Here is a 13817-nt window from a genome sequence, read left to right on the forward strand (position 1 = left end):
ACGAGTACCTCACTATAAACCATAAAGCACTTTAAAATAAAGCATACCTATAAGTACGAGAATAAGCGTTACGGGTAAGCCAATTTTCAGGTAGTCAATAAAGCGAATGCTTATCCCATTCTTTTTGGCAAGTTCAGCGACGATTAAGTTTGCAATTGAGCCTGTAATCGTTAAATTACCCGCAAACGTGCTAAAGATGGCCATGTTTGCCCACCAGATTGAACTCTGCTCGGGCGGAATGATGAACTGCAGAAGCATCACAGCTGGGACGTTACTTACGATATTCGAGAGAATAACGGTTAACATCATAAAGGCTTGAAAATTGATCTCCTTCAGCTTTTCCAAAAGTGAGCTGAACAATCCACTATGTTCGACTCCACCGACTACAACAAACAAACCAATGAATATAATGAGAAGATTATAGTCTATACCCGCATAGACTTTATTCGGCTTTAGCCTACGGGTAATGAGAAGCACTGCAGCACCTATACTAGCAATGAGAGCGGGCTCGAACCCCAATAGAAATCCAAGCACAACTCCTAACAGAACAGTAATCCCTTTGAACAAAAGAAAACGGGGAATCGGTTTTACACGAACGTGTTCTGTGTCTAAGTCTAGGGTCTGACTAAGTTCACGAGCATAGAGCTTTACAAGAGCAAAATACGTTAAAAGTAGTCCTATAATAGACATCGGTAATGCGAGTAACATATACCAGGCAAAAGAAATCTGGGAAAGACTTCCGATTAAAATATTTTGGGGATTACCAATTAAGGTTGCCGCACTCCCTATATTTGAAGCCATCGCTACAGCAAGCAAGTATGGTAAAGGCTGAAGTTTTGCTCGACGACATACAGAAATTACGACTGGAGTGAAGAGCAGGCATACAATATCATTGATCAGAAACGCAGATAATACACCCGTTACAGCGATTACAACACCCAGTAATCCTTTCGAAGTGTGGAGTCGATTCATCGTATAATGACCGAGATAATCAAATAATCCTATGGTATTCATATAGGAAGAAATAAGCATCATAGAAAACAGTAAGATAATGGTTCGGTAATCTACGGCCTTTACAGCTTCATCGAAGGTGAGCACCCCAGCAGCAATAGTCAAGGTAGCACCGATGATTGCTGCTCCTGCCCGGTCAACACGAAACACCGGGCTTTTTCCAAGTGTAAAAATGACTAAAACTACTGCTAAAATAAGTACAGAGACAATCATGAGATCTCCAATTCATATCAAATAATTTTATGTGCTTTCATATATCAAGTCAGTTCAAGATCAAAAAATCCAACGCAGTATAGGTCTATATTATAGTCTAAACTCCCTAATACTTTCGGCTAACGCACCCAGTAAACGATGAAATCCCTGAGAATTTTGTGCGGGACTCCTGTACAACTTATTGACCTCAATTTGCACTGCAGGAATCCCTAATTCGCGTGCCACGAAATTCGTTATCGTATTCGGACTGGATGCGGCAAAATGGTCCTTGGAAACTCTTTTTAAGCCGAAGATCTGAAAGTTACGTTCTAACGTTTCTTGGAGCATCGGCTTACCCAAAAGTGTCGCTAAACCATGGGTACCTAAATCGACATCAAAGGTACGTTCACGGGCCGCACCGTGGATGTCTAAAACGAGCTTGATTTTCTCCCGCCTGCAGATTTTAGCGATTCGTTCCTTGTAAATGCAGGGGTTATCCACATTAGGATCCCCACCGTAAAGCTTCGTTGTCGCAAAGGCAGGACACTGAAGGAGCTTATTAAGAAGGTAGACAATGGAACCCGTATATTCATCAGACACTTTTATCCGCTTTTGGCGGTAATGTCTTACGGCATGAGGAGCAGAAACTAATATCGGGAGTTTTCCCTCAAAATATTTGAAGGGATCCTCCTGTTTGGGGTTCACACTCTTATCCGTTTTGTAGAAATGCACTCGTTCGATACTCACCGCTTCCTCATTGAGACGCGCGCGATTATAGTCTTGGAGAATGTCTTCAGGTTTAATCAAAGGTTTCCCTCTTTTCAACCCAACTTACGACATACTCAGTATCTGGTGGTGTACTTATGTTCCCTGGATCAATGATCTCCCACTTTCCTTCGATACCTTGTTCTCTAGCTGTTAGCTCAAAATGACACATGGCAATCCCCATATCCACTCTTTGCAAATCATAAGCCATTACCTTCGCATAACCCTTCGTATGCTGGAGATAGAAGTGGAACTTGTTCGACTCCTTGACAATCCTCCACGGTTGCTTGTTGGAGGAAGAGGGTGCAAGCCGAAGCATTTCTAAAGGAGTCAGATAGTTACCCGCCTCCAACTCAGATAAGGGGTGACTAAAATCACGCAGAAAGAAAAGCTCCTCCCAACTTTTTCTGTTTTTTGACCCGGCTACATATCTCATAGCAGAATCGATCAAACTCTTCCTATTGCTGGGATAGCCAATCGGTGAGATACAGGGCAATATCTCGTGATCTTTCTGCTCGATGGCTTTCCCAAATTCGCCTTTCTTGAACGTACCCCCAAGCCAACACGTGCCTAACCCCAAGGTTGTGGCATATAGAATTACTTTTTCTAACGAGTACCCAAAATCCTCTAAATCTCTGTCAGCTTTATCAACCACAGCAACGACATAGGTCGATGCTCCTCTTATCACTCCATACGTTCCAAGCTTTGCATTTGATCCCTTACGAGCAAGATTACTTTCAATCAGATTAAATCTTAAAGTTCCGCCAAAAGGCCCCCTAAGATCTGAAGAGAATCCACGCAATTTTTCTTCTATCTCGGGCGTAAGGGGTTGCTCTATATAAGTCCGGACAGACACTCTATTTTTGATGCGTTCCGTGATCGACGTCTCAACTAATTGTTCATCAGCCATTTCAGAACCTCCAAAAAGTTGTTTCTAGCTCAGTTGAATTCTCTCTGTTATTATACCATTTCACGTATACACAGTATTCGGAAGCATATGCAAAAATGGCTTACCTCAGCGAGGTCGGCCCTTAAGCTTAAGTCAAAGTACTTATTCGCTATAGGTATTCTGACAAGTTGCTCTTGTTATTGTTATTGTTATTGTAATTGTTCTTGTTTTAGCTCTTGATCTTCCGCAGAATGGGATGCTTTTTAGATGGATTTTTACACAAAAAGACTGAATTTTAAGTTATACTAAGTAATAAAGTCAAAAGAGTGGGGATTTAATCATGACAAGAACATTGGATAGAATTATCGAAGTTACCGGTGGACTAGCTGGCGACTCCTATTTAGTTGTTGGAAAGCTTAAAACTGCCTTAATCGATTGCGGCATGGCTTATTGTGCCTTCGAACTCATCCGTAACATCAAGGAAGCGCTTAATACAAGACCTTTAGATTATGTTTTAATAAGTCATTCACATTATGACCACATCGGAGCGATTCCCTATCTAAAAGAGGAATGGCCGGATCTTAAAATCTTCGGTGCAGCATACGACCAACGCGTTTTGAATAGCCCAAGCGCCCTTGAAGGGATTAAGAGGCTGAGCCTTGAGGCAGCAGAGCTTTATGCCGGAACTGCCATTCAGGATTACAGCGATAATTTAATGAAAATCGATATCCTCATTGCTGATGAGGATATTCTTGACTTAGGTGATCTAGGTATCCGAGTCCTTGAAACACCCGGACATACCAAAACTTCGTTATCCTTTTTTATCAATGACGAGGTCTTATTTCCTAGTGAATCCATAGGTTTAATAAACGAGTCTGGGAAGAACTACTCTACCTTTTTGGTCAGTTACACCCAAACGACTAAATCCATCCATAAATGTCAAGCGCTCGAACCCAATTTCATCATTTTACCTCATCATGGTCATCATGCTATCTTGCAAGGAAATGAGTGCCCCAACTATTTTCAAAAATGTTTGGAGTCTGCAGAAAATACTCGCAACTTTATTCTTCACTTAGCTGAACTGGGGTATGATGAAGAGGAGATTCTATCCGAATGTGTACAGTCATTACCGCTTGCAGGTCCTCTCGCACAACCGATCCATGCCTTTCGAATCAATACGCGGAGTATGATTAAAGTAGTCCTCAGCGGAAAATAAACCTATTTAAACTCTTCGTCCAAACGCCGTTCGATATCTTCATCGGTTACATCAAATTCACGAGCGTACTCTCTTGCCCGTTCCCTCTGCTCATAATAATATTGCTTGCGCTTTTCCCTCTCAAGGAAGGGATCCTGATGCTTACGTTTTATGTTTCGCAAATTCCTATATATCACGAAACTTATCAGTGAAGTCAATAGAAGCATGAGAATGCTCTGAATCGGATCCCCGAACCCAAATCCAATGATCATCATTTTCACCCCTGGTTTAATAAGTATCTTTCCGTTTTTATTTTAACATAGGATAAAGTACTGATCACACCCTTTAGACTGTTTGTATCTTATATCATAATGCCCATCTTCGTATCCTTTAGGATGCCAGACACCAGAAGTCTTCCCCTAGCAGTCTAATCACTATGCACCACGCACATTGAATAATAGCATAAGTATGCGCTTTTGTTACTAACTATTTAGCTCTAATCCTTGCGGTTAGAGCTTTTTGTGTTAAAAGTTTCAGTATTTATTCAGTTAACCATCAGTTCTATCTCAGGAAGCGAGGCTATACTAAAAATCAAGCACTCGTCAATGCGCTGAAGAACACCAGATGACTCAACGCTAAAATGGAGGTTACCAAAATGGCTATCACAACTTTTAAACGTTATGAAATGAAATTCATGTTAAATGAAAACCAGTTTAATTCTCTTATTCCCCTACTATTGGAGTATATGAATCCTGATGAGCATTGCCGAAACGGAAAGGAATACAGCATCTACACTATTTATTACGATACACGTGACAATAGTCTCATTCGGCATTCGCTTTCAAAACCCTATTATAAAGAAAAATTACGCCTCCGAAGCTACACTATCCCAACCTCACCTGAGGACAAAGTGTTCCTCGAACTGAAAAAGAAAATCGGTGGAGTTGTCAACAAGCGACGTGCAGTCATAACTCTGAAAGAGGCCTATGACTTTGTTCAATCAGGAAAGTTCCCAGGTACTCCCAACGCTCTCCATAAACAGGTCGTGAACGAAATCGAATATTTTCTGAGTAACAACGACGTTTATCCAGCAGCCTACATTAGCTATAAACGCATGGCGTTTTTCGGAAAAGAGGACAAGGATTTTCGAGTAACTTTTGATTATGACATTCTCACACGAAGGAAAGAGATTTGTTTGGAAAAAGCAAACTTTGGAGATCCCCTATTAGAAAAAGGACAGCATCTAATGGAAGTAAAAATCTCCAGTGCTGTACCCCTGTGGTTATCTCAGGCTTTATCCGAGCTAAAAATATTCAAAACGAACTTTTCCAAGTACGGTAAAGAATATGAGAAAACGTGCACGTATAATCACCCAAGCCTTTGTGCAGTTGTGAATTGATTTCAGAAAGGAGCCCATCAGCGATGTTAGAAACTCTACTATCCTCCACCACTGGAGATTCCCTTACGTTAACAAACTCACTTGCTGTACTCTGTGCAGCCTTAGTACTCGGTCTATTCATCAGCCTCGTGTATATTCAAACCCATAAAAAACAAGGCTACTCGGCAGGTTTTACCGTAACCTTGATCATGTTACCTGCCATTATCTCCATCATTATTTTTTTGATTGGCAATAATGTGGCCAGAGCCTTTAGCCTAGCCGGTGCCTTCAGCCTTATTCGTTTTAGAAGTGCCCCCGGTGAACCTAAGGATATTGCCTATGTATTATTCACCTTAGCGATAGGGTTGGCTTGTGGAATGGAGTATATCTCCTACGCAGCGGTTTTTGCCCTAGTATTATGTTCGGTCATGGTCCTTCTCCATTTCACTAACTTTGCAACACCGAAGGCCAATGCCATGCAATTAAAAATCACCGTTCCCGAAAATCTAAACTTTCAAGGATTATTTGACGATGTCCTCAACCAATATTCCGATTCTTGGAGTATGAAACGCGTAAAAACGAAGGATTTCGGAACCCTTTTTGAAGTTGTTTATTCAATCAATCTAAAAGAATCAGTCAATCAGAAGGATTTCATCGATGAGCTTAGATGTCGCAATGGTAATCTGAATATCGCATTAACGTCTATCGAATTCGAAGATAAAATTTACGCATAGAAGGAGAATACGTATGAAAAAGCCACTGGGGATTATCTTATCCCTTACACTATTAGTTACAGGTACAATAGGTTGTGCTACTACGAAAGAAAGCTCCAATGTGGAAAGTGCGAGCGCAGCCGCAAGCACTACTACCGCTCTCAAGGCGCTGTCTGTTAATTATGATAACGATGATTATTATTTCAACTGGAAAGACAGCAGTTATAAGACGATTGGGTTAACTGGAAATTCAGCCACGGTTAAAGGAGAGGGCTTAGCCGTACAAGGTTCGGTTGTCACCATCTCAGCCTCGGGTGTCTATGAAATTACAGGTACTTTAACGGACGGGAGTATCGTTGTCGATGTGAATAAGGACACCGATAAAGAAACCGTATTTCTTGTATTAAACAAGGCGAATATCCAAAGCCAAACAAGTGCTCCTATCTATGTTAAAGACGCAAAAAAGGCAGTGATTCTCCTAGAAAACGGTACTGAAAATTCAGTGGCTGGTGGAAGTGGAAATACTGTCAATGCCGACGGCGAACCCTCTGCGGCTATTTTCAGCAAATCTGACCTTACAATCAGTGGTACTGGTTCATTAAGAGTAGTAGCGGATAGTAACGATGGAATTACAAGTAAGGATGACCTAAAAATAACTGACGGTACATTGACTGTAGATGCAAAGGCTGACGGACTGGTCGGCAAGGACAGCATTAGTGTAAAAAACGGAAGCCTTAGCATAAGCGCTGGCAAGGACGGCCTTCGCTCTACGAATGAAACCGATGAGGGCAAAGGAAATGTAGTTCTACAAAATGGGCAATTTACTATTACTGCTACAAACGATGCTATACAAGCAGCAAAAGTACTACAAATTGACGATGGGAAATTCGACCTAAACTCCGGAGGGGGTTACCCAGGCAAGAGTATCAGTAGCAGCAACAATGACTTTGGTGGCCGTCCAGCTCAAAATGCCACCACTGCAAAGAGTACAGTGGAAGAGGAAAGCAAAAAAGGCATAAAGGCAGGGCAAGGAATCCTTATCAATGGTGGTAATATCAACGTTTCCTCCTATGAGGATTCCGTGCACAGTAACCAGGATATTGCCATAAACGGTGGTTACCTAACCCTCCAAAGCGGTGATGACGCGATACACGCTGATAATAATCTACTCATCAACAAGGGTGAAATAACCATAAAGAATTCCTATGAGAGTTTAGAAGGAACAAATATCACTGTAAACGATGGAAAAATTATCGCTACCTCTACCGATGACGGAATTAACGTGAATAGCAATAAGGGTGTTTTGACTATTACAGGTGGCGAAGTGGCTTTAAACGCCAATGGTGACGGAACGGATTCCAATGGGAGTATAAACATGACGGGTGGTACAGTCTATGTTGATGGCCCAACAGCCAACAATAATGGTTCAATTGATTATGACGGAAGTTTTACCATAAGCGGAGGAACTCTAGTAGCCTCAGGCAGCTCGGGAATGGCTGAAGCTCCAAGCACGAACACACAACCCTCGATCCTTATGTATTACAACTCTACTCAAGCGGCAGGAACCACAATAACTCTTAAGGATAAGGATGGAAATAGTGTTGTAACCTATACTCCCTCAAAGCAATATAGCTCAGTGGCCATTTCTTCTCCTAAACTATCAGTAGGCTCTACCTACACGCTCTATAATGGAACGAATAAGATCGTTGATTTCAAACTTTCAGACTCACTCACCTATCTTTCAGAATCTGGCGTAACAACTAAGCAGCAAAACAAAGGCCCCGGTGGTGGTGGCAAGGGACCTGGCGCAGGCAACATGCCTCCTCGTGATGGCGGAATGGCGCCGAGTGACCAACGCCCCCAATAACTGCAGTTAGTCTTAATTGAGTTTGAGGACATGACCACATTCGTGGCCATGTCCTTTCCCTTAATATTTGAAGTTTAAGCTTAATTTCAGCTTCATCTCAGGTTCAATTAAGGAAGGTATTGTAAAGTATGAATAGAGTAAGCATCTACTCCCGCATGTTAATTAACAAAACCTAAAACGAAGAAATCGAGGTTAACTATGCCAAATCAGAAGAGAAAGATAAAAAGATCAAGGTACATCCTACTCCTCATTACTTTAGTCCTTGCCGCAGTGATCTACCTCCTTGCAGATCGTTATTTGATTGAACACGTAGAAGGTAACGGTGTGTTAGCGACTGAGAGTAACGTTGCTACGATAGAAGTAGCTGGCAATGTCGTGACTGACGATTGGAACTACAAAAGCGATAACGCGACTATAAGCATTAAAAAAGTTCAAACAGGCTCAGGTAAAGACTTAGTTACTTATTTTGTGGCGGACGTCCAACTGAGTGATTCCTCAAGTTTGAAATCAGCTTTTGCAAAGAATGAGTATGGGCGCAACATTGTTGAAAAAACGTCAGAAATTGCCTCAGAGAACAAAGCCATTTTTGCGATTAACGGAGACTATTACGGTTTCCGTAGCGATGGAGTGCTGATCCGCAATGGAATTCTATATAGAGACGAACCGGCTCGCACCGCGGCAGCACTATTTAAAAATGGCACCCTGCAGACCTTTGATGAAACAGAGGTAAACTCATCTTCCTTATTAGCAGAAGGCGCACTTCAGACCTTATCCTTTGGTCCTGTCCTCATTAAGAACGGGGAGGTGGTGGATGATTTTGGCAAGGTTGCAGTGGACACTAATTTTGGAAACCGCTCTATCCAAGGCTCAAATCCCCGAACCGGTATAGGTATGATTTCTCCTAATCATTTTGTCTTTGTAGTCGTCGATGGGCGCATGGAAAACTACAGCAAAGGGATGACCTTACCTCAGTTTGCCGATGTATTCGCCAAACTTGGCTGTACCGAGGCCTATAATCTTGATGGAGGAGGCTCCTCGACCATGTATTTCAACGGTAGAGTTGTTAACAACCCTTTAGGTAAACAAGAAGAACGTGCAATTAGCGATATCTTGTATATAAAAGGGTGATCCACGACGCTAAGGTGTACTAGAAAGTCACTTAATAGGAGGTCGAAGAAATGACGATACTTATTCCTGCGTACGAACCTGATCAGAGACTATTAACTCTGATTGAGAAAATAGTGGCCGCATGCAACTATAAGATCATCGTGGTGGATGACGGTAGCGGAAAGGCCTACAGTGACATTTTCATGGCCGTAAAAAAATATGGTTGCACCGTGTTAACTCATACCACCAATCAAGGTAAAGGGAGTGCCTTGAAAACAGGATTCAGTTTCTTAAAGGAGACAGGAGAACGTGAAGGGGTTGTCTGTGCTGATAGCGATGGACAGCATTTACCCGAGGATATTATAAAGATTGCTCAAAAAACTAAAGAATTTAAAAGCCGCATTGTTCTCGGATGTAGACGTTTTACAGGCAAGGTTCCCCTGCGCAGCCGTTTCGGCAATACGGTTACCCGTCTGGTTTACTCCTTTTCCACAGGTCAGCGTATTTCCGATACTCAGACGGGGCTACGTGGTTATTCTGCTGATATGATAGACTGGCTCTGTAGAGTTCCAGGGGAACGATTTGAGTATGAGATGAATATTCTTCTAGACGCCGACAAGGAAGGCTACTCCTTTGTCGAGATGGATATTGATACCGTCTACCATAAAAATCACTCTTCACATTTCCGAACCTTTATCGATTCTGCCAGAGTTTATCTTCCGATTTTCATGTTCAGTGCCTCTTCCCTGCTATCAGGAAGTCTTGATTTTGTCTTATTGCTACTGCTTCAGTATTTACAGTCGAATTTATTACTTTCCGTCATTGGAGCAAGAGTCTGCAGCTCAGTTTTCAATTATACATTGAATAAGGCTTTTGTATTTTCCAAAGGCAACCGACCGGACTCCCAAAGTTCGATGCAAAAGTACTTTACTCTGGTACTCGTTATAATGGCTTTAAATTATGGGCTAATGCACTTACTCAATATCCAGTACGGCATCCCCTTGTTCTATGCAAAACTGCTGACCGAGACCCTCTTATTTCTCTTCAGCTATTGGACACAGAAAAGCTTTGTATTTAAGAATCACAAAACCGTCAAAACAGCTCCTAGGAAGAGGCTTATTCATTCTTGAATTAAAAAACAACACCCTAAGACAAACAGAAAGTCTTAGGGTGTTACCATACTTAAATGGTCCTACTAAAAACGGGTTCACGCTCTTTATCTACCTGTCGAGCGTAGAGTGCTATTCCTAAAGGAGTGATTAAGAAGGGATGAAGCGGGGTGATTATAGGAAATCCCGTTTCCTCCCGAATGATCTTGCCGATATATTTGTTTGAACTCGTACCACCTACGAGGTAAACTGCTTCCACCTCATAATCCTGGATGTGGGAGCGGATAATGGTTGCTACCTTCTGCATCACAGGTTTGATAATGGGAAGGAGTTCGTCCTCTAGGCTGGGATTTTTCTTAATCTCTTCTGCTTCTTCGAAAGAGATCTTCTTTGCTCCGGCGATAACCAGACTGAATTGCGTACCCCCTGTTGGGTCGTCCTCGACATGGACAACCACATTGTCTTTGATGACAGCTGTCCCCGTGGTTCCACCACCGATGTCCACGACCGCTCCGTTCTCGATTTTCAAAACCGCATTGGCTGCCGTAGGTTCATCGATGGCACCGATAATTTCAAAACCAGCTGCTTCTGCGACATACTTAATCGAGCGACAATCAGACATCCCTGTTCCAGGGGGATAGGCTACTGCCCCATAGATGAGATCTTCGTTGAGCTGCTCTTCAATCCGTTTCTTCAACTGCTTGACTATCCTCACAGCTCCGCTATAGTCCACGACCAGACCATCTCTCACGACTTGAGCGAACTGATAGGCTCCGGCTATCGGTTGCCCCTCCTCATCGACCACTGCGAGTACGATGTAGGCAGTACCAAGGTCAACTCCGGTGAAGAGCTTACGTGCTCCCTTCACAGATCCAGGTGCCGGTGTATCAATCACTTCGGCAAAGGTTTGAATCAGGGAATTACACTCCATTAAATTCAAAGCCCCTCACCTCACTAAATTCCGGATAATTCATCCCAGTTTGAGGGATAGGTCGTATAAAAAACTTTAGCATAACTGGGAGAGCTAAAGATAACTTGGGTATTTTTGGGGATATAGATCACGTCTCCTGGCCCAGCCTTAATAAGCTGGTTGTTCGCTTCTAAGTGGAACTCCCCTTCAATAACATAATCCACTTCGTCATAGGTCAAGAACCAGGGTAGTTTAGAACGCTCATAGGTCATAAATCCTGCCCCTAGATTTCCCTCGCGCGAGGTGATAACATCCACTAAACCTACCTTTTGTCCAGGAGGGGCTTGGTCAAACTGGGAAATGACGACCTCCTTACCCTTCACATAGGTAACTTTAGGATTAGCACAGGCTGGTTTTAAACACTCTGCCAGGACCTTGCAGACAAGTTCTTTAATCTCTACTTCACTGGATTGACTGCATTCACCGGATTCACTGGGTTCACTTAGCTTAGCTGTAGCTGTAGCTTTAGGCTTAGCTTCGGTCTCTGCCTTCTTATCGGCTAATACTGCTGATGATACTACTAATTCAGGATGTTGCATCACATGTGTGACACTTCCCTCTCGACAGAGTTCGAGATGCAGCTCTTTCGCTAAATCCTTAGCTGAAGGTGACAGAATGCTGTCAGGGGGAATCACGAGCGTTTTTTGCCCATCGACGAGCAGAACTCGAAGCTCCGCCGCCGTAATTAAACGTTTCACTTGAACACCTCCCTCCCCTTCCTTTACTTAGATCAGTTGTGCTAGCAGTTGTTTACCTGGACGCGGAATGACAACCTGTTGAACGAGGAGTCCTTTATCTGCAGCGATTTGACTACCTGTGGCCACGGCTGCTTTTACTGCTGCAACCTCTCCAGTAAGCACGGTATAACTTTTCCCACCAATTCCGTAGGCTAGATGTAATCTTAACGGCGCCACCTCAGCGGCTTTGACCGCAGCATCGGCTGCTTCGATAAGGGCGGCGACGCTAAAGGTTTCGATAATCCCAATGGCCTTATACTGTGAAATTTCCGTAGTACCACTGATGGCTGGGATAATGGTAGGATGGACATTAGGAATTACGAAGGAATCGATAATCGCCTCTGCACCGAGTTCCACTCCTGCACGCACGGATTGTTGTACTGAGGAGACATCCCCACTGATTAAGACGATAAATTTGCCGGGACAAGTGGTCTTGGCCAACAAAACAGTTACATCGGCTGTTTTCTCCATGATATCAGCACTTTCAATGCCCTTTGCGATTGAAGTCAACTCAATAAGACCGATGGCATGAATCATTCATGCCCACCACCTTTCCGGAGGAGAATCGTTTGCGGAGTTATTTTAATCACTGTTCCTGAGATACTTGCGTGGACTCTAGCCCCGAGAGCACCCTCTGGAATTTCTCCGAGGAGCTGTCCTTCCATGACAACGTCCCCCTCTTTGACCACAGGAGTGGCTGGAGCCCCAATATGCTGCCTTAAGGGAATATTGACTTCTTGGAAATCATAGGAGGCGTCCTCGAGAGGGGCTTCGGCATACCAGGGTTTAATACCTAGTCGTTGCACAAGGCGTGAGACGGGTACTAATCGCGCTTTGGCCATACTCACTTCAGGACGTATATCCCCTTCATACTTTACCCCCTTGGAGCGAAGCTCTGCCTTGAGTGCTTGATTCACTCGCATGGGAGAAATATTCACTGGACAGGCATAAGCTTCACAAACCCCACATTCAGAGCACGTGAGAGCACTGTTTAACACCTGTGGATTACCGATTTTATTATAACTGACTGCTCGGATAATAAGATGTGGGGGCAATTCATGCCCGATAATATGACGGGGACAAAGGTCCGTACAGTAACAACATTGCTCACAGACGGTCCGTGCGATACGAAGAACCGCTTGCAGGGACATCTTACGTTTGACGATGAGTGAGTGTTCAGCTGGGAGGGCAAGAAGCCCTCCCGTAGTTTTCGTTACTGGTTCACTCAAATCTTCCACGAGCTTTCCCATCATGGGGCCGCCCGAAATGTAAGCGATGTCGCCCCCGATGGGTCCTCCAGCCAAGTCAAGGACTTGCTTCAAGGTGATCCCCAAGGGGACTGTCACAGTCTTCGGAGTTTTAACAGCTCCAGTAACAGTGAGTGTACGAGTGGTTACCGCTTTACCCTCGAGAGCGTCGGCAATGTTCATTACCGTAAGCACATTGTTAACGACCACCCCAATGTTCAGAGGTATACCCCCTGGAGGGACACGTCGTCCTGTGAGCAACCAAATCGTGATAACCTCATCTCCAGCAGGATAGATATCGGGTAGGATTCCGATGCGCATGTCATCATGGAGGAGAGGAGTAAGCTTAGAAACGGCATTCTTATACTTTTCCTTAAGAGCAATGATACCTTCCTTTGCTCCCGTCGCTTGCATGGCAGCTTTTAACCCTTTGACGAGCTTCTCAGGGTACTTTTCCACTAACTGTTGATCGACCTTCAACATGGGCTCACACTCTGCACCATTGACGATATAGATCTCAGCTTGTGCTTGAAGCTTGACATGAGTAGGAAAACCCGCTCCCCCTGCTCCTACGACACCTGCCGCTCGGACCTGTTCAACGATCTCACTCACTTTATCACCTTCTTTAAGGGAAATT

The 13817-nt window shown here is 43.6% G+C and carries 14 protein-coding genes; 6 read left to right on the plus strand and 8 right to left on the minus strand.

Annotation, left to right across the window (positions count from 1 at the left end):
- Positions 1–12 precede the first annotated feature (12 nt).
- From ACZ42W_RS12620 to ACZ42W_RS12630, 3 genes are all read right to left on the minus strand, one after another.
- The gene (locus ACZ42W_RS12620; protein ID WP_464165701.1) at positions 13–1224 is read right to left on the minus strand and encodes an ArsB/NhaD family transporter; all 1212 of its coding nucleotides are present in this window, start codon (positions 1222–1224) and stop codon (positions 13–15) included.
- Positions 1225–1314: 90 nt separating this feature from the next.
- Positions 1315–2010, minus strand: a complete 696-nt coding sequence (locus tag ACZ42W_RS12625; RefSeq protein WP_464165702.1) for a hypothetical protein — start codon at positions 2008–2010, stop codon at positions 1315–1317.
- Positions 2003–2878 carry a nitroreductase family protein gene (locus tag ACZ42W_RS12630; protein ID WP_464165703.1) on the minus strand — a complete coding sequence of 292 codons (876 nt, stop codon included), beginning with the start codon at positions 2876–2878 and terminating at the stop codon, positions 2003–2005. The genes ACZ42W_RS12625 and ACZ42W_RS12630 overlap by 8 nt, the downstream gene beginning before the upstream one ends.
- A gap of 319 nt (positions 2879–3197) precedes the next feature.
- Between ACZ42W_RS12630 and ACZ42W_RS12635 the strand changes: the two genes are divergently transcribed.
- Positions 3198–4073, plus strand: a complete 876-nt coding sequence (locus ACZ42W_RS12635) for an MBL fold metallo-hydrolase (protein ID WP_464165704.1) — start codon at positions 3198–3200, stop codon at positions 4071–4073.
- A gap of 2 nt (positions 4074–4075) precedes the next feature.
- Here ACZ42W_RS12635 and ACZ42W_RS12640 read toward each other — a convergent pair whose 3' ends face one another.
- Positions 4076–4324, minus strand: coding sequence for a hypothetical protein (locus tag ACZ42W_RS12640; protein ID WP_464170993.1), 249 nt, complete (start codon positions 4322–4324; stop codon positions 4076–4078).
- Positions 4325–4707: 383 nt separating this feature from the next.
- Here ACZ42W_RS12640 and ACZ42W_RS12645 point away from each other — a divergent pair, with 383 nt between their 5' ends.
- The 5 genes from ACZ42W_RS12645 (at position 4708) to ACZ42W_RS12665 (ending at position 10247) form a co-directional block, all read left to right on the plus strand.
- A complete protein-coding gene (locus tag ACZ42W_RS12645; protein WP_464165705.1) occupies positions 4708–5451 on the plus strand; it encodes a VTC domain-containing protein in 744 nt (247 codons plus the stop codon).
- A gap of 23 nt (positions 5452–5474) precedes the next feature.
- Positions 5475–6164 (plus strand): DUF4956 domain-containing protein, encoded by a 690-nt coding sequence (locus tag ACZ42W_RS12650; protein WP_464165706.1) that lies wholly within the window; start codon positions 5475–5477, stop codon positions 6162–6164.
- A 13-nt stretch (positions 6165–6177) separates the two neighbouring features.
- On the plus strand, positions 6178–8010 hold the full coding sequence (locus ACZ42W_RS12655) for a carbohydrate-binding domain-containing protein (protein WP_464165707.1): 1833 nt from the start codon (positions 6178–6180) through the stop codon (positions 8008–8010).
- Between the two features lie 198 nt (positions 8011–8208).
- Positions 8209–9138 carry a phosphodiester glycosidase family protein gene (locus tag ACZ42W_RS12660; RefSeq protein ID WP_464165708.1) on the plus strand — a complete coding sequence of 310 codons (930 nt, stop codon included), beginning with the start codon at positions 8209–8211 and terminating at the stop codon, positions 9136–9138.
- Positions 9139–9188: 50 nt separating this feature from the next.
- Positions 9189–10247, plus strand: a complete 1059-nt coding sequence (locus ACZ42W_RS12665; RefSeq protein ID WP_464165709.1) for a glycosyltransferase — start codon at positions 9189–9191, stop codon at positions 10245–10247.
- Between the two features lie 52 nt (positions 10248–10299).
- Here ACZ42W_RS12665 and eutJ read toward each other — a convergent pair whose 3' ends face one another.
- Genes eutJ through ACZ42W_RS12685 form a run of 4 tightly spaced genes read right to left on the minus strand, consistent with a single transcriptional unit; the run spans position 10300 to position 13792 of the window.
- Positions 10300–11157 (minus strand): ethanolamine utilization protein EutJ, encoded by an 858-nt coding sequence (gene eutJ, locus ACZ42W_RS12670; protein WP_464165710.1) that lies wholly within the window; start codon positions 11155–11157, stop codon positions 10300–10302.
- A 23-nt stretch (positions 11158–11180) separates the two neighbouring features.
- Positions 11181–11894, minus strand: coding sequence for a cupin domain-containing protein (locus ACZ42W_RS12675; protein ID WP_464165711.1), 714 nt, complete (start codon positions 11892–11894; stop codon positions 11181–11183).
- Positions 11895–11921: 27 nt separating this feature from the next.
- Complete coding sequence (locus ACZ42W_RS12680) at positions 11922–12470, minus strand: BMC domain-containing protein (protein WP_464165712.1); 549 nt, start codon at positions 12468–12470, stop codon at positions 11922–11924.
- Positions 12467–13792, minus strand: coding sequence for a 4Fe-4S dicluster domain-containing protein (locus tag ACZ42W_RS12685; RefSeq protein ID WP_464165713.1), 1326 nt, complete (start codon positions 13790–13792; stop codon positions 12467–12469). Before ACZ42W_RS12685 ends, ACZ42W_RS12680 begins: the two co-directional genes overlap by 4 nt.
- Positions 13793–13817 lie beyond the last annotated feature (25 nt).

This window comes from Desulfitobacterium elongatum (assembly GCF_055378975.1).